The sequence below is a fragment of the Vibrio sp. B7 genome, assembly GCF_963888765.1.
Lineage (GTDB): Bacteria > Pseudomonadota > Gammaproteobacteria > Enterobacterales > Vibrionaceae > Vibrio > Vibrio anguillarum.
Genome location: NZ_CAWPKR010000011.1, coordinates 375,347 through 401,241 on the forward strand (window position 1 = coordinate 375,347; position 25,895 = coordinate 401,241).

Here is a 25,895-nt window from a genome sequence, read left to right on the forward strand (position 1 = left end):
CCGCTTAACAAGCATGAATGAACAGCGCCGCTATTGCAGGAGTCAAAACTCGTTTGGTTTAAGCTCGAATATCTAACCACTGAGCTTCGATGTAGTTGCAACACTCTTGTTTTGACCTCGGTCCAAGGATGGCTTGCCAACCAGCGGGAATGGCTTTGAATTCTGGCCATAAACTGTATTGATTATGCGAATTGATCAGCACTAAAAATTGATGCTTAGATTCATCAAAAGGGTTGGTGTATTTTTCTGACATATTTCTCTCTACCGATGAAAATTAAAGATAAGGTTCTAAAACATATGACAAGCCATCGATGATCCCGCCGCGCCAACAGAGTCGATCATGACCGCCGTCAAACAGACGAAATTGAATCCGATGCTGTTGTGAAGCCAACTGTTGGTATAGATCTCGACTTAAATCGATCATGATGTCTTCGCCGCTACCCACTTCGAGGAAAAGCGCAAGACGTGAATTGGCACCTAAACCTTGATGTACCTCTTGGCTCATTTTGCTTAATCGCGAGTCGCTTTTCGGTGGACAATATTCACTGGGGGGTTTAACGATCGAGAAATCGGGCCACCAAAATGAACCCGATTGACAAACCACAGAACCGAATCGCTGCGGCCAGTGTAATGCTGCGTACATTGCCGCTAAGCCTCCTAAACTCTGGCCTACGATCACCGTTTGGTCTGCATCGCGGGTTACTCTGACGCGCTCGTTAATCGAGGGGAGTAACTCTTCCATCACGGCTTGCCAAAACAGCGGATTACAGCTGAGATCATCACTGCGTTGTTGAGCGCTAATTTCATCAATCAACACATAGAGCGCCACTGGAAGCTTTCCACTGTGGGTCGCCTGTGAAAGAGCCTCATAAACCGGCATCGATTGAGACCAAAAACGGCCATCCAGCATCAACACCAAAGGTAACGGCTCAGTGGTGGGTCTTTGCGCGGTCGAATAAAGCCAAATCTCGCGCGATGTACCGAGCAAAGTGCTGCTCCAAGTAAAGGTCGAATCAGCACTTTTGAAGCACTGACCTTGCGCTGAATCGAAACCGAGCCACTCTGTTTGCGTAAGCGCTTTAGGCATATGACAAGGTGTTTTCGCGCGCCCCCACTCGCATTTTGACAAATCATTTTGAGCCAGTGGATCAGCGCAACTCAGTGGAAAAATGGAGCGTAGCCATTGCCGATGTTGGTGGCGCATTGCATCGTATGAACCTTGGTAACTCGGCTGCACTAACGCTTCTGGGACAGGAATAAAAGAGTACCCTCCTCGCCAACTCTGTTTGACGCTACCGATATAAAACCACACATCGGTATTATCGATATGAGTAAACTTCGCCATCGAAAAACTGTGATGATCGGTGACACCATTAATATCAACGTAGATCGCTTGATTTGCGGCCACACTCGGCTTCGACCCACGCCATAAAAAAAGCACTTTTGCATATTCGCCATTTATTTCAATTACATAAGGCATGCCGATCGATTGCACATGTGCCCACCAAAGCTCGTCACCAATAGAGCCGCCCTCTTGAATAAAACGGGCCAATACCCCATTGAGCTCAGCCCTCTCTTGTGAGCTCTCCTGATTAACAATCATTACTAAAACCACCCCATATCAAGCCTAGTATTTTTGAAACATAGAAACTAAGTAGCATAAAACCGCATTGATGATATTGCAAATAATAACAATTATCATTAACATTACAACCAGCAACAGTTGATTTGATAATGGTTGCAGCAACATCATTTTTTCTATTAAGGAACTTTTAGGTCATGAAGCCCATGGATATGAATAACGGTAAGGCAGTCAGAAATATCAATAAGACTCAACTCGCCACACTGATTGGCATCCTCTGCGTTAGTACTAGCGCAAATGTTGTCGCGGAACAGCTCGAAAAAAAAGAGCCACAGAAAAAGCAGGATACTGTGGTTGTGGTGGGTGAGAAATTGGGAGGAACACTGGCCGAAAACACCAGTTCGCTCACCCTATTCACCGATGAAGTGGATGATGGTGAAAGCCGAGATTACTACGATCTGCTCGACCGCGTACCAAACGTACTCAATGCACCTTCGGGCATTCCACACATTCGTGGGGTCGATGGACGTGGCCCTGGCGAAGGTTTTCTGACCTTCATGACAGGCGCAACACCGCGCGTCAATACCACGGTAGACGGCGTGTCTGAATCTTGGTCTGGAGAAGCGTTTGGTAAAGCTGGACTGTGGGATACAGAACAAGTGGAAGTCTATAAAGGGCCGCAATCCACCAACCAAGGCCGCAATAGTATTGCTGGTGCAGTTGTGATCAAAACTAAGGATCCAACGTTCCACCGTGAGGGTAAAGTTCGCGCTGGTTATGAAAATGAAGACAGTAAATATCATCTCGCAGGGGTCGTGTCGGCACCTCTGGTTGAAGATACTTTAGCGTTTCGTCTTGCCGCCGAAGGTACCAAAGGCAATACCCCTATCGATTACTCTCTGCCTAACGGCGATCAGTACCCTTGGGATCCTTCCGAGCTCGAATCCTATAATGTCCGTGGTAAATTATTGTGGAAACCTCAAGGAAATGACAAGCTAACAGCCAAGCTAACGGTTGGTAGCCGTAATGAAGAGGGACAATACACCAACTTCGTTACCAAGCCGGGCACACTTGAACTGCATAGCAAAAGTGGCACGCGTCGCCAAGAAACCAAAAGCTGGAATATCAACCTAGACGTCAATTATGTGATTAATGATGAACTGACAACGGATATTTTAGTCGCCCATCGTAACTACACCACCAAGTTCAAAGCTTATCCTGATACTAATTGGTATGGTGATGTGGATGAAGATAACTACACTGCAGAAGCAAAGCTTACATATCAATCACTTGATGAAAAGTACAATGCGATTCTAGGCCTAGCCAGCTTCTTCAAAGATCAATACACCGAAACAGATTCATTAAAACGTAAAGATGAAGTTTTAACCAACTCAATCTACTTTGACTCAAGAATTCGTTTGGATAATCGTTGGCAGCTATTATTAGGTGCACGTTATGAAAGAGATGAACTGAAGCGAGATTTCGATCACGCTACCCTACCACTCGATTTTAAAGCCGATGAAGATGACGGCATCCTATTGCCTAAGATTGGTCTATTACTTGATGTCTCAGATCACTCCACCCTCGGTCTTACGGCCCGTAAAGGCTACAATGCCGGTGGATTAGGCTATAACGAGTACAAAGAAGAAGTTTTTGTTTTTGAACAAGAAAAAGTCTGGAGCTACGAGCTAAGTTCTCGTTCAAGCTTCCTGGATGACAAGCTGGATCTGACCGCTAACCTGTTCTACAACGACTACAAAAATTATCAAACTTCGGTCTCAGGTGACAGCGGAAAACGCTTCGACACCTATATCACCAATATACCGAAAGGGAAAACTTACGGTACGGAAGTTGAAGCCTCTTACTGGTTTGATTCTGGGCTCGACCTGTTTGCGTTTGTCGGTCTTCTTAAAACGGACATCAGCGAAGGACCAACCGGTACCTCTACCAATCTCTCAGGCAATGAGTTCAGTTACGCTCCTAAACTGTCTGCAGGTGCGGGCTTTACTCAACACTTAGATTCTGGTCTATTTTTTGGTGCTCGTGTTAACCACGTTTCCGATTACTATACCGATTTAGCCAACACAGAGAGTAAAACGGCTGGCGATTACACCGTGTTCAATCTGAATGCAGGTTACACTCTCAACGATTTGACTATTCGCGCTTACGTGAAAAACGTCACTGATGAAGAGTACGTGATTCGCCAGAAAAGTGATCTCTACGAAGTCGGCGGTCCACGCACCTTTGGCATAGTCGCTGATTACCAGTTCTAGTTAGTCACTCTGACTCACTCTCCTAGACATCAACACTTTGTTTTTGACTGGGGGAGTGATTTTTCACTCAATCTGAGATAAACGTCACCACGCAGGCGACGCATCGAACAAGTTCACTCACTCGATAGGTAAAATAGGCATGCTCATCATTCCAAACTGGCCATCTTTCATCCAATACCACCAGCTTGAAGTGAAGTACCTGCCTGAATACAAAAATAAACTTGAAGAGCAAGGGATCTCCCTGCCCTCTTCTTTAAACCAAGCCGTGCTAAAGCGCCATTGTGAATTTTTAGCTGGCAGGATGTGTGCAAAACACTGCCTAACCAAACTGGATCAATCACAGTCGCTAACGTTGGAGATTGGCAAGGGGAATCAAGCGGTTTGGCCGCAAAATATCGTAGGCTCAATATCCCATTGCCATGGCTACGCTATCGCAGCCGCCACTCACCAGACTAAAGCGTGTGCCGCTCTTGGTATTGATATTGAACAACTCATACGAGATGAATGGCTCAGTGATATTCGCCAGCAAGTAATGACACCCGCAGAGCACATTTTTGCTCATCACTTTGCCCAATTAGCGAGCTTTATTACGTTGATTTTTTCCGCGAAGGAATCGATTTATAAAGCCATTTATCCATGGGTTGAACAGGTTCTTGATTTTCACGTGGTAGAACTGATCCATGTTGACAAACACGCCAAACGACTCATTTTTCAGATTCACACTGATCTTCATCCTTTTTTAAACCCGTCATGCACAATCAGCGTTGGTTACCACTGGCCTGACAGTGAGTATGTACTGACTTGGTGTTATTTAAGTCAAGCCCATTTTTCGACACATAAAAAATAGCCGGCTGACACTGCTTTATAACGCCCCATATCAACCTAATACTGGCGTAGCAGCGTACAAAATTCCGTCAAAGGTATAAAACCTTATCTTTCCTTGGTTGTTATTCGCTTGGCAAAGCACGATAATCACCAGATCGGAACTTAAGACTTATATAACTATGACCGAATATTTTTTGTTATTAATCGGCACTGTGCTGGTCAATAACTTTGTACTGGTAAAGTTTCTAGGGCTATGTCCTTTCATGGGCGTATCAAAAAAACTAGAAACCGCAATAGGGATGGGGTTAGCGACGACTTTCGTGCTAACTCTAGCGTCAGTGTGTGCGTATTTAGTAGAAAGCTATGTTCTTAAACCATTAGGTATTGAGTACTTACGCACCATGAGCTTTATTTTAGTGATCGCCGTGGTGGTGCAGTTCACCGAAATGGTGGTACACAAAACCAGCCCAACGTTATATCGCCTGCTCGGGATTTTCCTTCCTCTTATCACCACCAACTGTGCGGTACTTGGGGTTGCGCTTCTCAACATCAACGAAAATCATAACTTCATTCAATCCATTATTTATGGTTTTGGTGCCGCGGTTGGGTTCTCATTGGTATTGATTCTGTTTGCTTCCATGCGCGAACGCATCGGCGTAGCCGACGTACCAACGCCCTTCAAAGGCGCATCAATTGCTATGATAACCGCAGGTCTTATGTCACTCGCCTTCATGGGTTTTACAGGATTGGTGAAGTTGTAATATGAGCACAATACTCATCGCTATTCTTGCACTTGTCGCATTGGCCGCTGTGTTTGGCGCTATCTTAGGTTTTGCCTCTATCCGCTTTAAAGTAGAAGCCGATCCTATCGTCGATCAGATTGATGCGATTTTACCGCAGACACAATGCGGTCAATGTGGCTATCCGGGCTGTCGCCCTTATGCACAAGCCATTGCCAATGGCGATAAAATCAATAAATGCCCGCCCGGCGGCCAAGCAACCATTGAAAAATTGGCTGACTTAATGGGCGTTGAAGCTGAAGAGTCTGCGCATGATCTTGATAATAAGGTCAAAACCGTTGCCTTCATTCATGAAGATATGTGCATCGGTTGTACAAAATGCATTCAAGCTTGTCCCGTAGATGCCATTGTTGGTGGAACTAAGGCTCTGCATACCGTGATCAAGTCAGAATGTACTGGCTGTGATCTGTGTGTTGCTCCCTGCCCAACGGACTGTATTGAAATGATCCCGGTAGAAACTACGACCGATACTTGGAAGTGGCAAATGAACGCGATTCCTGTTGTTGATGTTACCGACTCTGCCTCACGTGCGCAGAAAAGCGTGAATTAAGGATTGGTATGTTGTCATTAATAGAACAAATCAAAGCTGGCACTCTCTGGAACTTCCCAGGAGGCATTCACCCGCCAGAAAATAAACAGCAATCAAATCAAACGGCACTGACTCATGCCGGTATACCGCAAGAAATTGTATTGCCACTCAAACAGCATATTGGCCGAGCCGGTGATTTATTGGTCAGCGTTGGCGATAAAGTACTCAAAGGCCAACCACTAACACAATACACCTCAACCTTCATGTTGCCTGTACACGCTTCAACCTCTGGCACCATTACCGCCATTGAACCGCGCACTACGGCGCACCCTTCTGGGTTAAGTGAAATGTGTATTGTCATCACGCCTGATCAACAAGATGAGTGGGCAGTGCGCGCACCACTGGCTAATTATCGACAACACTCCCCAGAGCAATTGATTGAAATCATTCGTCAAGCTGGCATCTCTGGGTTGGGCGGCGCCGGTTTTCCTACTGCAAAAAAAATGCAATCAGGCCTCGCTCGCACTGATATTTTGATCATCAACGCCGCCGAATGTGAACCTTACATCACGGCCGATGATGTACTCATGCAGCACCATGCCGCAGAGATCATCGATGGGATCAGTATTGTAGAGCACATTCTTAAGCCCAAATTAACCATCATCGGTATTGAAGATAACAAACCAGAAGCAATTCAAGCGTTAGAAGCCGCCGCAATACATAAAGACATCGTGATCCGCGTGATCCCAACCAAATACCCTTCAGGTGGTGAAAAGCAGTTAATTAAATTGCTGACCAACCAAGAAGTGCCTGCGGGTAAAATTCCAGCCGATATTGGCTTGATGGTACAAAATGTTGGCTCTATCTACGCGATTAAACGCGCCGTCATGGATGGCGAACCCCTGATTAACCGCGTAGTCACCTTAACGGGCAATACGTTTAAACAGCCCCGGAATGTCTGGGTTTTATTAGGCACACCCGTACAATATTTACTCGAACAATTTGGCTATAAGGCAGATAAAAAATTACCGCGTCTTATCATGGGCGGCCCGATGATGGGGTTCACCCTGCCTCATTCGCAAGTTCCGATCACCAAAACCACCAACTGCATTCTGGCACCCACTCGTAAAGAGATTGCCTCTTCACAACATGAAATGGCCTGCATTCGCTGTGGTCAGTGCGCGGAAGCCTGCCCGGCCTCCTTATTGCCTCAGCAACTGTTCTGGCACGCGAAAGCGGAAGAATATGATAAGTGTGAAGAACTGAACCTCAAAGATTGCATTGAGTGCGGGGCTTGTGCTTATGTTTGCCCCAGTGAAATTCCATTGGTGCAATACTATCGTCAAGCCAAGGCCGAGATAAAAACTCGCCAGCAAGAATCAGAAGCCGCTGAACGTGCCAGAGTACGTTTCGAAGAGAAAAAAGCACGTTTAGAACGCGATAAAGCCGATCGCGAGAATCGCTTCAAAAAAGCAGCCGATGAACGTCGTCAAGAGATGAAACACACAGGCGGCGACGATGCGATTGCAGCGGCCATTGCTCGCGTTCAAGCGCAAAAAGCACAAACAGAAAACAACCCAAGCACCGTAAAACCCGCCGTTGCTGCGGCTATTGCTCGCGCTAAAGCCAAGCAAGCCGAAGCACTGCAAGCAGGTCAAGTCGAGCCTGATAACGCTGAAATGGTTAAATTGCGCGAAGAGCGCAAACGTCAAGCTCGCGAGAAAAAAGCGCAGCAAACCAGTGCTGATGCGCCACCAGCAGAAACTGGTGATGATAAAAAAGCGGCAGTCGCGGCTGCCATTGCCCGAGAGAAAGCACGCAAGGCAGAGCAGCAAACGGCGCCGAGTGAACCCCAGCCAACGCTTGAACCTGCACCAACTCAACCTGAGGATGCCAAAAAAGCGGCAGTCGCTGCCGCCATTGCTCGCGCAAAAGCGCGCAAAGCAGAGCAACAAACGGCGCAGAGTGAACCCCAGCCAATGCTTGAACCTGTGCCTGCTCAACCTGAGGATGCCAAAAAAGCGGCAGTCGCTGCCGCCATTGCTCGCGCCAAAGCGCGCAAAGCAGAGCAGCAAATGGCGCAGAGTGAACCTCAGCCAATGCTTGAACCTGCGCCTACTCAACCTGAGGATGCCAAAAAAGCGGCAGTCGCTGCTGCCATTGCTCGCGCAAAAGCACGCAAAGCAGAGCAGCAAACGGCGCAGAGTGAACCTCAGCCAACGCTTGAACCTGTGCCTGCTCAACCTGAGGATGCCAAAAAAGCGGCAGTCGCTGCCGCCATTGCTCGCGCAAAAGCGCGCAAAGCAGAGCAGCAAACGGCACAAGCGAAAAACAATCATAATTCTGAGGAGAATAATTAGTGGCCTTTTTTATTGCCAGCTCCCCCCATGCACACAGCAAACGCAACACATCAGAGCTGATGAAGTGGGTCGCCTTGTGCGCCTTACCGGGGCTTATCGCGCAAAGCTACTTCTTTGGTTGGGGTACTCTCATTCAACTGATGCTCGCTATCATCATCGCTTTGGCTTTTGAATCTGCCGTTATGCTACTGCGTAAGCGCTCACCACTGTTGGCAATCAAAGATTACAGCGCCGTGGTCACCGCTTGGCTTCTGGCCATTGCCATTCCTCCGATGTCCCCTTGGTGGGTTATCTTTATTGGCCTTATTTTTGCCATCATTATTGCAAAACACTTATACGGCGGACTAGGACAAAACCCATTCAACCCCGCCATGATTGCTTATGTGGTTTTGCTTATCTCTTTCCCTGTGCAGATGACCAGTTGGATTGCTCCAACGGAATTAGCCCCGGATCCAATCTCGTTTAGTGATGCATTTTCACTTATTTTCAGTGGCTTCAACGTAGAAGGTTTATCACTACAACAAATCCGAACGGGTATCGATGGTGTCACTATGGCCACTCCATTGGACGCCGTAAAAACCGGATTACATAATGGTGAGACTCTGCATGAAGCGATGAGCCACCCTCAATTTAGTGGGCTAGCTGGGCTTGGCTGGGAATGGGTTAACCTTGCCTATTTAGCTGGCGGCTTATTATTGATCAAACTACGTGTGATCAACTGGCATATCCCGATTGCGGTGCTGTGTGGTTTAGTAATGGCAAGTGCTTTCACTGCGCTTATTGAACCGGGAGCAACCGCCTCACCCTTGTTTCATTTGCTCTCGGGCGCGACTATGCTCGGCGCTTTTTTCATCGCAACCGATCCAGTCACCGCTTCCACAACCGTCAAAGGTCGCTTAATTTACGGCGCATTTATTGGCATGATGATTTTCATTATCCGCAGTTGGGGAGGCTTCCCTGACGGGGTAGCATTCGCTGTATTACTTGCCAACATGTGTGTTCCACTGATTGATTACTACACTAAACCTCGAACCTACGGGCATTAAGGAGCGCTATGTTAACCGCCATTCGCAATAACGGTTTGATTCTCGCTATCTTTGCCTGTGCTTCAACAGGTGTTGTAGCGTTAACCCAATACCTAACAAAAGATCAAATAACCAAGCAAGAGCAGGTTCAACTGCAATCGATTTTAAACCAAGTGATCCCGCACAGTTTGCACGACAACGAACTGTACAAATCCTGTACACTGGTGACTGATCCTGCACTTGGTACAGACCAACCTATGCACGCTTATATTGCCACACAAAACGGTGAACCGAGTGGACTGGCTATTGAAGCCATCGCACCTGATGGCTATAACGGCGCGATCAAGGTAATTATTGGCATCAAGCACGATGGCACCATCACAGGGACTCGCGTTCTGTCTCATCAAGAAACACCGGGGTTAGGTGACAAAATAGATTTACGCGTCACTGATTGGATATTGAGCTTTACTGGCAAGCAAGTCACTGAGCAAAATATCGAGACTTGGAAAGTGCGCAAAGATGGGGGACAATTTGATCAGTTTACTGGAGCGACGATTACGCCGCGAGCCGTCGTCAAAGCGGTGAAAAATACCGCTCAGTTTGTGAATCAACATCGAGAAGCACTGTTAGCACAACCTTTTGACTGTAAAGGAGCCAGCAATGAGTGATCATAAGACACTGATTAAAAACGGGATGTGGAGCAACAACCCTGCGCTCGTTCAACAACTTGGACTGTGCCCTTTACTAGCGGTTTCTTCCACTGTCACGAATGCGCTAGGTTTAGGCGTTGCGACATTGCTGGTTCTCGTCTGTTCAAATGTCACCATCTCATTAGTACGAGATTATGTCCCCAAAGAAGTTCGTATCCCTGTGTTTGTGATGATCATCGCCGCACTAGTAACTTGCGTACAACTGTTAATGAATGCCTACGCTTACGGCCTGTACCTATCGCTAGGGATCTTCATTCCTCTGATTGTGACCAACTGTATCATCATCGGTCGCGCCGAAGCATTTGCCTCAAAAAATGCAGTGTTGCCTTCAGCACAAGATGGATTTTGGATGGGCATGGGAATGACCACTATTCTGGTCATTTTGGGCGCACTGCGTGAAGTAATTGGCAATGGCACACTGTTTGATGGTGCTGATTTATTACTGGGTCATTGGGCAACCATTTTACGCATTGAGGTCTTCCATTTTGACAACAGCTTCTTGCTTGCGCTCTTGCCGCCTGGAGCGTTTATTGGTGTTGGCTTTTTGATTGCAGCTAAAAATATCATCGATAAAAATCTGGCTGCTCGCCAACCTAAAGAACAAAAGCCCGTCATAGAACGAGCACGCGTCACTAACGCTTAACGAAATCATAAGGAAGTTTTCCAAACGATGAATAATGTCAAACGAGTCGAGATCCTCGAACGTTTACGGGCCAATAACCCGAAGCCAGAAACCGAGCTTAAATGGAGCACACCGTTTGAGTTACTGATCTCAGTACTGCTTTCTGCTCAAGCGACTGACGTCAGCGTTAATAAGGCCACTGACAAACTTTACCCTATTGCTAATACGCCACAAGCCATCTTTGAGCTTGGCGTTGATGGGCTAAAGCAATACATCAAAACCATTGGTTTATTCAATTCCAAAGCAGAAAACGTTATCAAAACTTGCCGCATCTTATTGGATCAATACGCAGGAGAAGTACCTGAGAGCCGTGAAGCATTAGAATCGCTGCCCGGCGTTGGCAGAAAAACGGCCAATGTGGTATTGAACACCGCTTTCGGGTGGCCAACCATCGCCGTTGACACGCATATTTTCCGAGTTTCAAATAGAACCAAGTTTGCGGTGGGTAAAAACGTTGATGAAGTGGAACAAAAGCTGCTCAAAGTCGTCCCTAAAGAATTCAAAGTTGATGTTCATCACTGGTTGATCTTACATGGTCGCTACACCTGTGTCGCAAGAAAGCCGCGTTGTGGCAGTTGTATCATTGAAGATCTTTGCGAATTCTCTGATAAAACTGACCTATAAAATTTAACCAGATCCCCAAAAGACTCAACTCTGCAAGTAGGCAGTAAGTAAACGAATTCCTTTGAACATAGATAAACTCTGTGATTGGAGTGGGTGAACGTAAGCCAACATCATCGCCACAGTGGTCGGGTGGGGATAGATATTTCATCAGAAAGTTAGGAGCTCAACATGTCAAATAGTCGTATTTTGCACACCATGCTACGCGTAGGCGATTTAGAAAAATCGATCGCGTTTTACACCAAGGTCATGGGTATGCAACTGCTTCGTACTAATGAAAATACAGAATACAAATACACATTGGCATTTCTGGGTTATGGCGATGAATCTCAGGGTGCGGTGATCGAACTGACCTATAACTGGGGCACCACAAGCTATGACCTAGGTAATGCTTTTGGCCACATCGCCATTGGTGTTGAAGATGTGTATACCACCTGTGACGCGATTAAAGCGGCTGGAGGTAATGTGACCCGTGAAGCTGGCCCAGTAAAAGGGGGCACCACGCATATCGCTTTTGTGAAAGATCCTGATGGTTACATGATTGAACTTATCCAAAACAAACAAGCATCAGCAGGTTTAGAAGGATAAGTCTCTTTGCGGCATCGGCTAGTTATATAAACTAGATGCGTACGGTTTCCCGGATAACATCACAAAAAGCAGCCTTTGAAATGGGCTGCTTTTTTACTCTAACGTTATTAGATAATTGTTCGACCCAGTGAAATAACCACGCGACGGTTTTTATCTTTGCCAATTGGTGATGCATTGTCGGCAATCGGCCTGCGTTTACCATAGCCTTGCACTTGGATACGATCCTCAGGTAACCCCAGTGATTTAAAGTAATCTCTTAATACCTCAGCCCTACGCTCAGAAAGATCCTGACTCACTCCTCGACTATCAACAGAGTCGGTATAGGTAGAAACCAACACCAAATCAATATCTTGGTTATAGCGAATATAGTCGGCAATTTGCGCAAGCCGTTTTTGCGAAGCTTTATTAAGTTGTACATTATCGCGGTCGTAATGCAGAATCGTAAATGAGATATCTTCAAAACTGTACGTCAGTAAATTGCTCACACAATCGCTAAACACGTTGTACTTCTCTTGAAAAAGAACCGACGAGAGAGCCACTTCAATGCGCTGATCTCGGCTTTGCCAATCTTGGTAGCTAAAGGTTGGATAGCGTCCTTTTTCCAATTCACTGAGTAGGCTCCAAGCGGTTTGACCACCGATGTAACCATCGAACTGTTTGAAGAATTGCAAATTGGTAATGCGGTCTGCACTCTCACCCGGACGCCAACTCGGTGGTAATGACACTAAACTTACGTTGCGAGTTTCACCCATTGGACGACGCATTTTGAGTTCGAAATCGAGGTTAATCTTCTTATTCGCACGTGAAGAGAATTCAGCGTCACCGTAATTGGGGATCGGATGGACCAAACGGCACTCTAAAGGGGTATTCGTCACCATCTGCCACGTAGACTGCTGTGGTGTTGCCACATAACGTTTATCCATCGCCATAGGGGCAAAGGATGTCAGTATGCTGGTCATCACAATAGTGGCAGTAACCCATTTATTCATAACGATTTTATTCTCCGAGCGATACTAAAACGATGGCGGAAAATTGCCGCTTCGCTTTCTATTGACTAAGTTAATGCAAAAATCTAGCCACATCACCGCACTATCCAACGCATAGTGAAACCTGCATTTATTAACGTGTTTGGTTTTTATCGTAGAAAGAATCTGTAATAATGCCAGCCCTGTCACACAACCAAGAGCTAGCATGACTGAAGTAAATGAAGCATTGACACTGAAAAAGCGTTTCCGCGGTTATTTTCCCGTCGTCATCGACGTCGAAACAGCCGGTTTCAATGCAAAGACCGATGCACTATTAGAAATCTGCGCGATTACGTTGCGTATGGATGAACAAGGTGATCTGCACCCAGCATCGACGATTCACTTTCATGTTGAGCCTTTTGAAGGTGCCAACCTTGAAAAAGAGGCGCTTGAGTTTAATGGCATTCGTGACCCATTTAGCCCATTACGCGGTGCCGTCAGCGAAGCCGAAGCACTCAGAGAAATTTATAAGCTAGTCCGAAAAGAGCAACGCGACAATGACTGTAGCCGCGCGATCATGGTGGCGCACAATGCTACCTTTGACTTGAATTTCGTGATGGCAGCCAGTGAACGCTGCAAGCTAAAACGAGTCCCTTTCCACCCTTTTGCGACTTTTGATACCGCTGCGCTAAGTGGTTTAGCCTATGGCCAAACCGTTTTGGCCAAAGCGTGCAAATCCGCTGGGATGGAATTTGACAATAGAGAAGCGCATTCAGCGCTATACGATACGCAAAAAACAGCCGAACTTTTTTGCGGTATCGTCAACAAATGGAAGGCCCTTGGCGGATGGCCACTTGTTGAACCTTCAGAAAACAATAACAAGTAAACACAACTAACCGAGAAATATATGAATCCTGTAGTAATTTCTGTATGCATCATGCTGCTTCTTGCGCTGATGCGGGTCAATGTCGTCGTCGCACTGACATTTAGTGCGATCGTCGGTGGTTTAGTTGCAGGGATGAGTTTAAATGACGCTGTTTCTGCATTTGAAAGTGGCTTAGGTGGTGGTGCAACCATCGCACTAAGTTATGCGATGCTAGGCACCTTTGCCGTCGCGATTTCTAAATCTGGTATTACTGACTTACTGGCGCAAAGCGTGATTAAGCGTATCCATGGCAAAGAGCATGGTGCGGCCACCACAGGTTTGAAGTATGCGGTTCTGGTCGCGCTGGTTCTAGTTACCATGTCATCGCAAAATATCATTCCTGTCCATATCGCCTTTATTCCGATTTTAATTCCACCGCTATTGGGCGTCTTTGCCAAGCTGAAGCTTGACCGCAGGCTGATTGCTTGCGTGCTCACTTTTGGCCTTATCACGCCCTATATGGTCTTGCCTGTCGGCTTTGGTGGGATTTTCCTCAATAACATCTTACTCAAGAATTTACGCGATAATGGCCTTGAAAACGTGACGGCAAGCCAAGTGCCGATAGCCATGCTGCTACCCGCCGCTGGGATGATTTTTGGCTTACTGGTCGCCATTTTCTTTACCTATCGTAAACCTCGCCAGTATCAAGAGACGGAACATACTGTCATTAATACCGAACCAAAAGCGATCAACAAAAAGCATATTTTGATTGCCGCGCTCGGTATTATCACGGCACTTGCCGTGCAACTGTCCACAGGTTCGATGATCATCGGCGCACTGGCTGGTTTTATGGTCTTCACTTTTGGTGGTGTGATTGCATGGAAAGAGACGCACGATGTATTCACCAAAGGTGTACATATGATGGCAATGATTGGCTTTATTATGATTTCAGCGGCCGGATTTGCCGCCGTGATGAAAGCCACCGGTGGCGTTGAGTCTCTGGTAGAAGCCTTATCAGTAAGCATCGGCGACAATAAAGCTTTATCCGCTTTATTAATGCTGATCGTCGGTTTGTTGGTCACTATGGGCATTGGTTCATCCTTCTCAACGATTCCAATCATCGCAACCATTTACGTGCCCCTTGCCCTCGCCTTTGGCTTTTCGCCTATGGCGACCATTGCGCTAGTGGGTACCGCTGCTGCGTTGGGCGATGCTGGCTCTCCAGCGTCAGATTCCACCTTGGGGCCAACGTCAGGCCTAAATGCAGATGGCCAGCACGAACATATTTGGGAAACAGTGGTTCCAACCTTCATCCATTATAATATTCCACTGATTGTGTTTGGCTGGATTGCGGCAATGATCCTTTAGTCAAACCCTGTTAACGAGCACAAAAAAGGCTTCCTAGATGGAAGCCTTTTTCTTTGCAGCCTATTTGGGGAGATGCGCTCGATTACGCGCCTTCGTTATAAATCTCTAGGTTGGCGAGATCTTGCTGGATTTCTCGAACCGTTTTTGCATCGTCGCTGCGCATCGATTCAAGAAAATCAAGATACTGCTGATCAATATCGCCCGTGACGTATTCGCCGTTAAATACAGATGCTTCAAATTTTGCAATATCGCGGTTACCCATACCGACGGCATCCACCAAATCTTCCAGATTTTGGAAAATCAGAGCATCGGCACCAATTCGCTGCGCAATTTCATCGGCATCTCGGCCATGAGCAATCAACTCGTTAGCACTTGGCATATCAATGCCATAAACGTTAGGGAAACGGATCTCAGGCGCGGCTGACACCATGTACACCTTGTTTGCACCAGAATCACGAGCCATCTCAATAATTTGCTCTGACGTAGTTCCACGCACTATCGAGTCATCCACTAGCAACACGTTTTTGCCCTTAAATTCAGAACGAATCGCATTGAGTTTACGTCGCACTGACTTTTTACGCTGTTGCTGGCCCGGCATAATAAATGTGCGGCCAACGTAGCGGTTTTTAACAAAACCTTGGCGATATGGAATATCAATCGCTTGTGCAATTTGCAATGCGATATCACACGAAGTCTCAGGAATGGGGATCACGACATCAATATCTAAGTCAGCAAATTCGTTCTTGATGCGCTCACCCAACTTTTTACCCATTTCTACGCGCGCGCTGTAAACCGAAATTTTGTCGATAAACGAATCTGGGCGGGCGAAGTAGACAAATTCAAAAATGCATGGGTTAAGTGTTGGATTATCGGCACATTGTTTAGTAAATAGCTGGCCATCAAAGGTCGCATACACCGCTTCCCCGGGGGCAAGGTCACGCACAAAATCAAAGCCGACAGCATCTAGCGCCACCGACTCCGAAGCGGCCATATATTCAGTACGGCCATCGACTTCACGTTTACCTAAGCAGATAGGACGAATACCATGCGGGTCACGAAACGCGATCATCCCATGCCCAATGATCATCGCGACAACAGCATAAGCACCGCGAATGGTGCGATGTACATTAGCGACAGCGCGAAACACATCTTCTGCGGTTACATTGCCTCTGACTGTATCAATTTCATGCGCCAAGACGTTAAGCAGCACTTCGGAATCTGAAGTGGTATTGATATGGCGACGATCTTTTTCAAACAACTTCTGGCGTACTTCGTTGGCATTGGTGAGGTTGCCGTTATGAGCAAGCGTGATACCGAACGGGGAGTTAACGTAGAAAGGTTGAGCTTCTGAGGCACTCGAACTACCCGCAGTAGGATAACGCACATGCCCAATACCCACCGTTCCTTGAAGACGCTGCATGTGTTTTGCTTCAAAGACATCTTTCACTAAACCGTTCGCCTTACGCAGACGGAAACGATTGCTTTCTATGGTACAAATACCAGCGGCATCTTGGCCACGATGCTGCAATACCGTTAACGCGTCATAAATTGACTGGTTTACCAGCGTTGTACCCACGATTCCAACAATACCACACATGTCCTGATCCTCGATTTGCGACAGTAACTGGCGCTAAATCGCGCCAGAGAGAAAACTTGATGTTGCTTGTAAGTGCTCAAAGAACGGCGCAATGATACGGCTAAATTCCGGTACCAATTGCGAGCTCTTCCACCACTCTGAATTTGGAAATGCGGTAAACGCATCCATAAAAAACAAGGCAGCTGAAACAATCAACACACCACGCAATGCTCCAAAAACAATGCCCAGTACCCGATCAGTTCCTGATAGGCCCGTTTTTTGTACCAATTGAGCAATCACATAGTTAATGATCGCTCCGACAATGAGTGTTGCAACAAACAGTGCTGCGATGGCCGCGCCATTACGAAACATGTCATCTTTGATATTTGAAAAATACACCGCAAGTTTTGCGTAGTATTGGCTGGCAATAAAAAATGCACCGAACCATATCACTAATGACAACGCTTCTTTAGCAAAGCCACGGACTAAACTGATCAATGCCGATAGGCCGATCACACTTAAAATGACAATATCTAACCAATTCATGAGTTCTACATCTTAAGTTGGCGCGCATTTTAACAGAAAAAAACGCGACGCAAACGTTTTCTTATGGGTTTAGTGGTTTAAATTTGAGCAATTGACCTTTTGCACCGGTAATTTTTTCCAGTTCTAAGAGTTGACGCTCAAGCTTGGTTTTGGAAACATCTGGGCCAATAATGATCCGAGTGAAGCCATTTTCTTGCTTAGTATGAGCTTGATAACCCCGTTTTTGCAGATCTTTAACCACGGTTTTTGCATTTTCGGCATTCTTTAATGCCATCAACTGAATGAGCCAAGCACTATCTTGGTAATCATTTCTTTCCGCAGTTTCTTTCACTTTCACAGTGAGTGGCTTGCTCTGCGTTGCTGCGTCGCTCTGGTTAGTTTGTGCGATCACTTCAACAGGCGAATCGGGCAACGCGACTTGATCTTCAACGGGGTCGAGAATTTCAAACTTCTCTACGTCGCTGTCTAATTCAGGCTTAATTGGAATGCTGGCAATATCTTCTTTGTAGTGGGTCTTTTTGCCATCCAATACATCAGGCAACACTATCACCCCTATCGCCACCAATATAATTGTTCCTACCAAGCGGCTCTGAAACTTACTTGCCATTTATACTCCTTTGTTCTGCCAGTGCTCTAATACTTCACCCACAGTATGAAACGACCCAACCACGATAATGACATCATTGCTATCGGCTTGTGTCATCGCGGCTTCAAAAGCGCTTACTGGGTTAGCAAACGGTTTAACGCCAGGCTCAAGGTACTGACACAGTTCATTCGCTTGCGCGGCTCTAGGGCCACTTAATGAAGCAGGATACCAAACGTTAGCGATTGATTTCAGTTGATGAAGCGTGGCCTTCACATCTTTATCGTGCAGCATGCCAATCACCACATGGACCTTTTTGTGTGCGTAACGCTGTTTGAGCTGCGCCACCAAATATTCGGCCGAATGGGGATTATGTGCAACATCAAGAATGATTTCTGGGCTATCACTGATTTTTTGCATCCGCCCAGCAAGTGTTGCGTTGCTAAGCCCATTGACGATATTGACATCACTCACAGCCAAACCGGAGCAGCCGAGTGCCATTAATGCCGTAGCCGCATTAGGCAAGGGCAAGCGAGGGAGCGGTAAATCAGATAACTCAAATGGACCACTTCGCCAATTCCACGTTGTTTCAGAGGCCAGTTCATAGGAAAACTGAATACCGACTTGGTACATCTCCGCACCAATATCATCGGCATGCGCTGCAACCGTTGGTGGTGGCTTAGGCTGGCCGCAAATGGCGGGTTTACCTGCGCGATAAATCCCCGCTTTCTCATAGCCAATAACATTGATGTCATCGCCGAGCCAATCCACGTGATCAATCGCCAAGCTGGTGATCACAGAAACATCGTGATCCACGATATTGGTCGCATCAAGTCGGCCACCTAGCCCAACTTCCAATAAAATGACATCCACCGCTTGCGTTTGAAATAAACGCAGCGCCGCCAATGTACCGAACTCAAATAGGCTTAGACTGATGTCACCCCGTTGCGCTTCAACAAAAGCGAAGGCTTGCGTATGCTGTTCATCGCTGAGCTCAAGCGCATTAATACGCACGCGTTCGTTATAACGGATAAGATGAGGTGAGCTATAAACGCCCACGCGATAACCTGCATCCAATAAAATGGCTTCCATCAATGCACAGGTCGAGCCTTTGCCATTCGTTCCAGCCACGGTGATTACGGTAGGTGCAGGTTTAATAAGATTCGCTTTTTGAGCCACAGCTTGAACACGATCCAAGCCAAGGTCGATAGCGGAGGTATGAATATTCGCTAAATAATCAAGCCACATCGCAAGAGAGGATGTGGCTTGTGGGATAAGGTTTTGAGTCATCTAACGTTTATAACCATTAAGCAGTTAGTGTGTTAGTGCCTACTTTACCCTTTTTCGTGCGCTTCTGGTACAGCGTAATCAGGTTCAGTCGGTGAATCGTCAACAGAAACGACCAATGGTGAGCTGTGATTGGTCAATTTAGCGATCAATCCACCTACGCGTTGACGCATTTCACGGCGATCGACAATCATATCAATCGCACCATGCTCAATTAGGAATTCGCTGCGTTGGAAACCTTCAGGTAGATCTTCACGTACCGTTTGTTCGATAACTCGACGACCTGCAAAACCAATCAGTGCTTTAGGTTCTCCAATATTGATGTCACCAAGCATCGCTAAACTTGCAGATACGCCACCCATGGTCGGGTCCGTCATCACTGAGATATAAGGTAAGCCTTTGCTTGATAAACGTTCAAGCGCCGCACTGGTTTTTGCCATCTGCATCAATGACATTAACGCTTCTTGCATACGCGCGCCGCCACTGGCAGAAAAGCAAACCAAACCACAGTTGTTTTCTATAGCGGCATCAACAGCTCGTACGAAACGCGCACCAACTACAGACCCCATTGAACCACCCATGAAAGAAAACTCAAAAGCACAAGCAACCAAAGGCATACCCAATAGTTCGCCTTGCATCACCACAAGAGCGTCTTTCTCACCACTGCTTTTTTGAGCGGCTGAAAGGCGTTCTTTATAACGTTTTGAGTCTTTAAACTTGAGTTTATCCTGCGGCTCTAACTCGTCACCAATCTCGACACGATTCTGTTCATCAAGAAAAGTCTCTAAGCGGCGACGTGCTTTCATGCGCATGTGATGATCACATTTAGGGCACACTTCCAAGTTACGCTCAAGCTCAGCGTGATATAACACTTGCTCACAAGAAGTACATTTAGTCCAAACCCCTTCAGGGATGGATGCTTTACGCGAAGTTACGATATTGCTTTTTTCTAAAATCTTTTCAAGCCAACTCATGGAAGACCTTTACTCTTAACTCTCTCGCGTGATTGCGAAAGATACAAATTTGGGATTTATGCGTGAGGATTAAAACATATAAAATGCTTAGTGTAGACAAAAAACTGGTTGTACCTATTTTCTGGCTGTCATTTTCACACACGTCACGACTCTGTTTTGAACACTTTACGCGTTATTAGTTCAAATTATCAGCTAAAAATAGCGGCCCAAGCGACTCTTTTGGTAAAGAAAATTCTTCTGGATAATCAACAGCAACCAAATATAATCCTTCCGCTTTGGCTGTTGCACCCGCCAGTTTTCTATCTTTGGCTTCAAGCAACCATTTTATCCATTCGGGAGGCTGCTCACCACGGCCGACAACGATGAGGCTACCGGTAATATTTCGCACCATATGATGGACAAAAGCATTTGCTTTAATGTCGATGACGACATAGTTGCCATGCCGAGTCACATTCAAATGCATGACGTTTCGCCAAGGACTATTCGATTGACAATGCACAGCGCGAAAAGAGGTGAAATCATTTTCGCCCAATAAAAGCTGCCCTGCTTGCTGCATTTTCTCAACGTCTAAATCGCCATGATAATGACTGACACCTGAAGATAATATGCCAGGGCGATAAGCATGATTATAAATGATGTAGCGATAACGGCGTGCTGTAGCCGAAAAGCGAGCGTGAAAATCGCTTGAAACCTCAGTTGCCCAACGAACAGCGATATCTTTTGGTAAATGAGCATTGACACCCATTGTCCAAGCGACCATTTTTCGGCAAGCCGTAGTATCAAAATGTATCACCTGCCCTGTGCCGTGAACCCCGGCATCGGTGCGCCCCGCACACAATACTTCAACCGGATGGTTCGCCACAACTGTGAGTGCTTTTTCTAATTCTTCTTGGACACTTTTAACGTCACGTTGTCGCTGCCAACCATAGTATTGAGAACCATTGTACTCAATACCTAAAGCGATTCTCATCATCTGATTCTCTTTGAAAATGGGTCGGGCAGTATAATCGCAATCAAAAAAAAATTCTAATCGACAAGCCATCTACCCCGACAACTTTCAATGTGAAGTTCAGGTCATCTGCAAGTCAGAAAAGGCTATTCAATAACAACGAGGCCGTATATTCACGGCCTCGTTTGTTTTTAAGCTCGGCGATTAATGCTGTCAATCAAGGATTTCGCTTCTCGTCGAATATCATCACTACCATCAACAATGGCTTCCTCTAACAGTTTTATCGCCCCTTTATCATCGTTCATCTCGATGTAAATTTTGGCGAGGTCAAGCTTACCCGCCGCCTCAGAGTTATTGTCTACATCGATATCACCAATGTCACCAATCACATCCGGAAATTCACTTAAACCAACATCTAACTTGAGTTCTTCATCTTCAGGGCTAATCCCCTCTTCACCCTCAACTTGAGCCATTAGCTCATCGATGGTCATGTACTGGCTCTTTTGGGCTTCAAAATCATCGAGTTCATCTTGAATTCCCCAGTTTTCATCAAGAATTTGAGGCTCGTCGGTTTGGATATCATCGTTCCAAACGGCAAGCTCTTCTTCAGGCACGTCATCTGGGATGGAAGCTTGTTGATCTGGCGTTAAATTAAAACCGTTCCAATCTTCACCGCCTACCTCTAACATTGCATCAATATTCATACCAGCACTATCTATGGTACGAGCATCTAATGGTCGATCAAAAGAGAATGGCGCAGAAGATACACTTTCCTCATCTAGCCAATCTTTTAAGGCTTTCTCATCGAACTCCTGTTTTGAAACACTCTGCAATTGGTCTGCGTCATCATCTTCTAAAAGCGGCTGTTGATCTGTTTCTAGTGCTGGTTCGTTAATTGAAGCGAGTGCATCTTCTTCACTGAATTCAGGCAAGGCTTGCTCGTCAATCGCTTCAAAACTTTCTTGAGCAACAGGCTCTGACGCCGCATCTTGAGGCTCGGCTATCGCATCCGCCAGCGCGTCTTCTTCTGTGTATTCTGGCAGCTCAAGATCCGTAAGTTCGCTCTCGTCTTCCTTTTCATCTAGAGAAGGCTCGCTAATTGAAGCAAGCGCATCTTCTTCACTAAATTCAGGTAAGGATTGCTCGTCAATCGCTTCAAAATTTTCTTGAGCAACAGGCTCTGACGCCGCTTCTTGAGGCTCGGCTATCGCATCCACCAGCGCGTCTTCTTCTGTGTATTCTGGCAGCTCAAGATCCGTAAGTTCGCTCTCGTCTTCCTTTTCATCTAGAGGAGGCTCGTTGATTGAAGCAAGTGCATCTTCTTCACTAAATTCAGGTAAGGCTTGCTCGTCAATCGCTTCAAAACTTTCTTGAGCAACAGGCTCTGACGCCGCCTCTTGAGGCTCAGCTATCGCATCCGCCAGCGCGTCTTCTTCTGTGTATTCTGGAAGCTCAAGATCCGTAAGGTCGCTCTCGTCTTCCTTTTCTTCTTCTAGAGAAGGCTCGCTAATTGAAGCAAGTGCATCTTCTTCACTGAATTCAGGCAAGGCTTGCTCATCAATCGCTTCAAAACTTTCTTGAGCAACAGGCTCTGACGCCGCTTCTTGAGGCTCGGCTATCGCATCCGCCAGCGCGTCTTCTTCTGTGTACTCTGGAAGCTCAAGATCCGTAAGGTCGCTCTCGTCTTCCTTTTCTTCTTCTAGAGGAGGCTCGTTAATTGAAGCAAGCGCATCTTCTTCGCTGAACTCAGGCAACGCCTCTTCATCAATCGCTTCAAAACTTTCTTGAGCAACAGGCTCTGACTCCGCCTCTTGAGGCTCAGCTATCGCATCCGCCAGCGCCTCTTCTTCTGTGTACTCTGGCAGCTCAAGATCCGTAAGTTCGCTCTCGTCTTCCTTTTCTTCTAGAGAAGGCTCGTTAATTGAAGCAAGTGCATCTTCTTCACTAAATTCAGGTAAGGCTTGTTCGTCAATCGCTTCAAAACTTTCTTGAGCAACAGGCTCTGACGCCGTCTCTTGAGGCTCAGCTATCGCATCCGCTAGCGCGTCTTCTTCTGACTGCTCTGGCAGTTGGACTTCGGAAAGCTCGCTCTGTGACTGTTCTTCTAGCGATGGCTCATTAAAGGAAGCAAGGAGATCTTCTTCTTCGAACTCCACTAACTTGTCATCGTGGAGATCATCAACATGGTCCTTTGCCGATGATTCTGCTGAATTGGTTTGAAGCGGCTCAACATCAGCTTGGCTTGGTTCTTCGTCTTCTAGCTCACCAATGTCCCAGTCTTCATCTTGTGGAACTCCAAATTCGTTAGGGCTGACTTCTGGTTTGCTAACCTGTGCGGGTTCTATTTTTTCCGGGGATGTCGAGCTGCCTAGAGGTTGCTCCTCATTCGGCTTCAGATCCGGATAACTTGCCCCTTCAATTTCTGGGTTAAAATCAAATGAGTCGTCGATAAATTCTTCATCGATGTCGCCATCAACCACTCCCATCTGTTCATCATCCAGTAGAGGATCTTTTTCAGGAGCGGCACTTAGCAGATCGTCAATGAAGATGTCGCTGTTAAACTCGGAATCTTCAACGCTATCGTTTTCATTATCCAACAACTCGCTATTTTTCTGTTCGGTCTCTTCGATATTCTGAGCATGCTGCTCGATTTCCAGCAACTCTTCAAATAATGCCGTACCATCTTCTTCAGCGAGACTATCCTTATCTTCAGCACCTTCTTGCTCTTGGTCTGCCTTTTCAAACTCAAGTGATTCAGAACCATTGTCAGTAAATAGTTCGTCCAATAGCTCTGTACTATTCTCATCCAGCTCGGTTTCAATGTCGGATTCCGTAGCTTCTTCACCCAATAACTCATACAGAGTTTGATCACCAGTGAAGTCAACATCATCAATATCTTCTTCGCTCGAAGCGATGTCTTTATCGGGCTGCACAAGTTCTTCAAGTAAGTCGGTGCTTTCCGATAAGTCTGTCTCGTTCTCTTCATCATCACCGAGTAGCTCATCGAGCAGTTCGACACTGTCACTATCAATTGCTAGGACGTCTTCATCTTGCTCTTCTAATAATTCATCCAGCAGCGCTGTTTCAGTGGAGGAATCAGTTTCTATTGAGGTGAGGTCAGATTGCGCTTCAATCGTTGCGAATAGATCATCAAGTTCACTATCCGACGCTAGCTCTGCTTCTTTTAAATCGAAGTTACCGCCGGTTTTTGCTAGCTCGGGCTCTTCTGAATCCAAGTTGAAATCATCTTCGGACTCATCCAATAATGAATCAAAGTCAAAACTATCATGATGATCGTCATCACTATTGGCGGCAAACAAATCGTCAAGTAGCGATTGATCTAAAGTATCGCTTCCGAGATCTTCAGCTTTATCATCTCCAGCCAATAACGCGTCAATGTCGTCTTCAGAAATGGAATCATCATCATCGGATAAATCAAATTCTGTTTCGCTATCATCTTCATCTAATAACGCTTCGTCTAAAGCTCGCGCCATCTCATCGAGACCGACAGCTTTTTCGTCAGCACCAACACTGATGCCGTTACTGCTAGCGGTCAAATCTTCTAAATCCGCAGCAAGATCACCATCATCGCCGATACTCGAAAATGGGTCTTCGCCATCTTCACCTTCGAGGTTGAAGTCTAAATCTGTATCGTCTAAATCGGCAAAAATGTCCGATTCTTGCTCAGCATTGTCATCGATTTCATCATCCAGTGTGATGTCGTCACCAAATAACTTCTCACTATCATCAGACTCACCAAACAAGTCATCATCCAGCATTAAATCATCGTCAATATCTTCAAGGCTGCCAGCAGCCATTGGCGTTATGGGCTCTTGATTACCTTGAGTGACAACAGGCTGCTCCGTTGGCTTGGATCGGCGGCCAAGCAACATCACAACCAGTAAACCAATTAACAGACCAGGAATAAGGGCGAGAGCGGCGACCAACCAAGAGTTGGAAAGCAGTTGATCAAGTGCACTTGGTGCAAGCTTTTGCGCCTCTAATGCTTTTCTACGTTCTTCATCAAGTAGCTTTTCAACTTCAGAGCGAATGCGGTTTTCGTCACCGAGTTCTCCTTTGAGTGCATCGACTTCAGATTGAACATCTGCCAGCATCAAACGTAACTTATGATTTTTCTCTTCAAGCGCCAGTAATTCAGTATCAGATTTCGCAACTTGTGTGCCAATATCTTTTAGCACAGGTTCACTCTTCGTCTTTTCAACAACTGGTTGAGCGACAGTAGAGGCAATTGTTTTTTCAGGCAAAGCTGTAGAAGCAGCAGTAACAGGCGCTGTTGGCTGCGCCGTATTAGCATTCAATTTGGCTTGATGCGCGGCCATGATATTGACCGCTTCTTGGGTGGGCGCACTATTTACCTGTGCCAATGATGGAACACGTAAGTTGCTACCTGGGATCAAACTGTGAATATTTTGATTTTCGAACGCCTGAGGGTTTAGCCGATAAATGGCCAGCAGGGTTTGTTGTACAGTGACGTTATTCGATGGACGTAGTCGAGTGGCAATAGACCACAAAGTGTCGCTGTCTAAGGTTGGCCCAAAAAACGTCGATGGTTGGCTATTAGCCTGCTGAAGATTACGAGTTTGAGTGAGATTTTCTGAAAATTGAGGAGAAGACTGGATCTCACCATTCGGCCCAACCAGGCGAATGCTCTCGGCACTAACGATAGAAGTCTGAGTCACGGCAACCATTGCTATCGGCAACAGTAGACGCTGAAAAATTTGACGCATATAAGGCTCAGCTATGTGCTTGGAATAAATAAATACGAT

22 protein-coding genes are annotated in these 25,895 nt (G+C 46.3%); 12 read left to right on the top strand and 10 right to left on the bottom strand.

From position 1 onward, the window contains the following. Positions 1-58: 58 nt before the first annotated feature. Entirely contained in the window at positions 59-253 is a 195-nt protein-coding gene (locus AACV32_RS06705; protein ID WP_013857274.1) for an MbtH family protein, read from the bottom strand. Between the two features lie 21 nt (positions 254-274). Then, a complete protein-coding gene (gene vabH, locus AACV32_RS06710; RefSeq protein ID WP_170894806.1) occupies positions 275-1,615 on the bottom strand; it encodes a vanchrobactin esterase VabH in 1,341 nt (446 codons plus the stop codon). A gap of 164 nt (positions 1,616-1,779) precedes the next feature. Here vabH and fvtA point away from each other — a divergent pair, with 164 nt between their 5' ends. The 10 genes from fvtA (at position 1,780) to gloA (ending at position 11,995) form a co-directional block, all read left to right on the top strand. Continuing rightward, positions 1,780-3,855 (top strand): TonB-dependent siderophore vanchrobactin receptor FvtA, encoded by a 2,076-nt coding sequence (gene fvtA / locus AACV32_RS06715; RefSeq protein WP_170894807.1) that lies wholly within the window; start codon positions 1,780-1,782, stop codon positions 3,853-3,855. Positions 3,856-3,994: 139 nt separating this feature from the next. Next, positions 3,995-4,702, top strand: a complete 708-nt coding sequence (locus tag AACV32_RS06720) for a 4'-phosphopantetheinyl transferase family protein (protein ID WP_170894808.1) — start codon at positions 3,995-3,997, stop codon at positions 4,700-4,702. Positions 4,703-4,859: 157 nt separating this feature from the next. Further along, on the top strand, positions 4,860-5,441 hold the full coding sequence (rsxA, locus tag AACV32_RS06725; protein WP_010318463.1) for an electron transport complex subunit RsxA: 582 nt from the start codon (positions 4,860-4,862) through the stop codon (positions 5,439-5,441). A 1-nt stretch (position 5,442) separates the two neighbouring features. Then, a complete protein-coding gene (gene rsxB / locus AACV32_RS06730) occupies positions 5,443-6,030 on the top strand; it encodes an electron transport complex subunit RsxB (RefSeq protein ID WP_013857280.1) in 588 nt (195 codons plus the stop codon). An 8-nt stretch (positions 6,031-6,038) separates the two neighbouring features. Next, positions 6,039-8,369 carry an electron transport complex subunit RsxC gene (gene rsxC / locus AACV32_RS06735; protein ID WP_170894809.1) on the top strand — a complete coding sequence of 777 codons (2,331 nt, stop codon included), beginning with the start codon at positions 6,039-6,041 and terminating at the stop codon, positions 8,367-8,369. Further along, positions 8,369-9,415 carry an electron transport complex subunit RsxD gene (rsxD, locus tag AACV32_RS06740; protein WP_170894810.1) on the top strand — a complete coding sequence of 349 codons (1,047 nt, stop codon included), beginning with the start codon at positions 8,369-8,371 and terminating at the stop codon, positions 9,413-9,415. Before rsxC ends, rsxD begins: the two co-directional genes overlap by 1 nt. Positions 9,416-9,423: 8 nt before the next feature. Beyond that, positions 9,424-10,062: an electron transport complex subunit RsxG gene (gene rsxG, locus AACV32_RS06745; protein ID WP_170894811.1), complete on the top strand. Its 639-nt coding sequence runs from the start codon at positions 9,424-9,426 to the stop codon at positions 10,060-10,062. Next, positions 10,055-10,747 (top strand): electron transport complex subunit E, encoded by a 693-nt coding sequence (locus tag AACV32_RS06750; RefSeq protein ID WP_010318468.1) that lies wholly within the window; start codon positions 10,055-10,057, stop codon positions 10,745-10,747. The genes rsxG and AACV32_RS06750 overlap by 8 nt, the downstream gene beginning before the upstream one ends. 27 nt (positions 10,748-10,774) lie before the next feature. Beyond that, on the top strand, positions 10,775-11,410 hold the full coding sequence (gene nth / locus AACV32_RS06755; protein ID WP_010318469.1) for an endonuclease III: 636 nt from the start codon (positions 10,775-10,777) through the stop codon (positions 11,408-11,410). A gap of 168 nt (positions 11,411-11,578) precedes the next feature. Then, positions 11,579-11,995 (top strand): lactoylglutathione lyase, encoded by a 417-nt coding sequence (gloA, locus tag AACV32_RS06760; RefSeq protein WP_013857285.1) that lies wholly within the window; start codon positions 11,579-11,581, stop codon positions 11,993-11,995. A gap of 107 nt (positions 11,996-12,102) precedes the next feature. Here gloA and motY read toward each other — a convergent pair whose 3' ends face one another. Next, positions 12,103-12,984 (bottom strand): flagellar protein MotY, encoded by an 882-nt coding sequence (gene motY, locus AACV32_RS06765; protein ID WP_013857286.1) that lies wholly within the window; start codon positions 12,982-12,984, stop codon positions 12,103-12,105. A 202-nt stretch (positions 12,985-13,186) separates the two neighbouring features. Here motY and rnt point away from each other — a divergent pair, with 202 nt between their 5' ends. Next, positions 13,187-13,846, top strand: a complete 660-nt coding sequence (rnt, locus tag AACV32_RS06770; RefSeq protein WP_010318472.1) for a ribonuclease T — start codon at positions 13,187-13,189, stop codon at positions 13,844-13,846. A 21-nt stretch (positions 13,847-13,867) separates the two neighbouring features. Continuing rightward, complete coding sequence (locus AACV32_RS06775) at positions 13,868-15,193, top strand: Na+/H+ antiporter family protein (protein WP_170894812.1); 1,326 nt, start codon at positions 13,868-13,870, stop codon at positions 15,191-15,193. Between the two features lie 82 nt (positions 15,194-15,275). Here AACV32_RS06775 and purF read toward each other — a convergent pair whose 3' ends face one another. From purF to AACV32_RS06810, 7 genes are all read right to left on the bottom strand, one after another. Continuing rightward, positions 15,276-16,790 carry an amidophosphoribosyltransferase gene (gene purF / locus AACV32_RS06780; protein ID WP_170894813.1) on the bottom strand — a complete coding sequence of 505 codons (1,515 nt, stop codon included), beginning with the start codon at positions 16,788-16,790 and terminating at the stop codon, positions 15,276-15,278. A 33-nt stretch (positions 16,791-16,823) separates the two neighbouring features. Next, positions 16,824-17,315: a CvpA family protein gene (locus tag AACV32_RS06785; protein ID WP_013857290.1), complete on the bottom strand. Its 492-nt coding sequence runs from the start codon at positions 17,313-17,315 to the stop codon at positions 16,824-16,826. Positions 17,316-17,376: 61 nt separating this feature from the next. Further along, the gene (locus AACV32_RS06790) at positions 17,377-17,922 is read right to left on the bottom strand and encodes an SPOR domain-containing protein (protein ID WP_013857291.1); all 546 of its coding nucleotides are present in this window, start codon (positions 17,920-17,922) and stop codon (positions 17,377-17,379) included. After that, entirely contained in the window at positions 17,923-19,188 is a 1,266-nt protein-coding gene (folC, locus tag AACV32_RS06795) for a bifunctional tetrahydrofolate synthase/dihydrofolate synthase (protein ID WP_094149160.1), read from the bottom strand. A 44-nt stretch (positions 19,189-19,232) separates the two neighbouring features. Next, positions 19,233-20,159 (bottom strand): acetyl-CoA carboxylase, carboxyltransferase subunit beta, encoded by a 927-nt coding sequence (gene accD / locus AACV32_RS06800; RefSeq protein WP_017043471.1) that lies wholly within the window; start codon positions 20,157-20,159, stop codon positions 19,233-19,235. Between the two features lie 175 nt (positions 20,160-20,334). Continuing rightward, complete coding sequence (truA, locus tag AACV32_RS06805; protein WP_026027499.1) at positions 20,335-21,129, bottom strand: tRNA pseudouridine(38-40) synthase TruA; 795 nt, start codon at positions 21,127-21,129, stop codon at positions 20,335-20,337. A 170-nt stretch (positions 21,130-21,299) separates the two neighbouring features. Further along, positions 21,300-25,856, bottom strand: coding sequence for a FimV/HubP family polar landmark protein (locus AACV32_RS06810; RefSeq protein WP_170894814.1), 4,557 nt, complete (start codon positions 25,854-25,856; stop codon positions 21,300-21,302). Between the last annotated feature and the right edge of the window lie 39 nt (positions 25,857-25,895).

Coding starts and splice junctions, on each gene's coding strand:
- AACV32_RS06705 (WP_013857274.1), bottom strand. CDS start 253: ATGTCAGAAAAATACACCAACCCTTTTGATGAATCTAAGCATCAATTT.
- fvtA (WP_170894807.1), top strand. CDS start 1,780: ATGAAGCCCATGGATATGAATAACGGTAAGGCAGTCAGAAATATCAAT.
- AACV32_RS06720 (WP_170894808.1), top strand. CDS start 3,995: ATGCTCATCATTCCAAACTGGCCATCTTTCATCCAATACCACCAGCTT.
- rsxA (WP_010318463.1), top strand. CDS start 4,860: ATGACCGAATATTTTTTGTTATTAATCGGCACTGTGCTGGTCAATAAC.
- rsxB (WP_013857280.1), top strand. CDS start 5,443: ATGAGCACAATACTCATCGCTATTCTTGCACTTGTCGCATTGGCCGCT.
- rsxC (WP_170894809.1), top strand. CDS start 6,039: ATGTTGTCATTAATAGAACAAATCAAAGCTGGCACTCTCTGGAACTTC.
- rsxG (WP_170894811.1), top strand. CDS start 9,424: ATGTTAACCGCCATTCGCAATAACGGTTTGATTCTCGCTATCTTTGCC.
- AACV32_RS06750 (WP_010318468.1), top strand. CDS start 10,055: ATGAGTGATCATAAGACACTGATTAAAAACGGGATGTGGAGCAACAAC.
- nth (WP_010318469.1), top strand. CDS start 10,775: ATGAATAATGTCAAACGAGTCGAGATCCTCGAACGTTTACGGGCCAAT.
- gloA (WP_013857285.1), top strand. CDS start 11,579: ATGTCAAATAGTCGTATTTTGCACACCATGCTACGCGTAGGCGATTTA.
- motY (WP_013857286.1), bottom strand. CDS start 12,984: ATGAATAAATGGGTTACTGCCACTATTGTGATGACCAGCATACTGACA.
- rnt (WP_010318472.1), top strand. CDS start 13,187: ATGACTGAAGTAAATGAAGCATTGACACTGAAAAAGCGTTTCCGCGGT.
- AACV32_RS06775 (WP_170894812.1), top strand. CDS start 13,868: ATGAATCCTGTAGTAATTTCTGTATGCATCATGCTGCTTCTTGCGCTG.
- purF (WP_170894813.1), bottom strand. CDS start 16,790: ATGTGTGGTATTGTTGGAATCGTGGGTACAACGCTGGTAAACCAGTCA.
- AACV32_RS06785 (WP_013857290.1), bottom strand. CDS start 17,315: ATGAATTGGTTAGATATTGTCATTTTAAGTGTGATCGGCCTATCGGCA.
- AACV32_RS06790 (WP_013857291.1), bottom strand. CDS start 17,922: ATGGCAAGTAAGTTTCAGAGCCGCTTGGTAGGAACAATTATATTGGTG.
- folC (WP_094149160.1), bottom strand. CDS start 19,188: ATGACTCAAAACCTTATCCCACAAGCCACATCCTCTCTTGCGATGTGG.
- accD (WP_017043471.1), bottom strand. CDS start 20,159: ATGAGTTGGCTTGAAAAGATTTTAGAAAAAAGCAATATCGTAACTTCG.
- truA (WP_026027499.1), bottom strand. CDS start 21,129: ATGAGAATCGCTTTAGGTATTGAGTACAATGGTTCTCAATACTATGGT.
- AACV32_RS06810 (WP_170894814.1), bottom strand. CDS start 25,856: ATGCGTCAAATTTTTCAGCGTCTACTGTTGCCGATAGCAATGGTTGCC.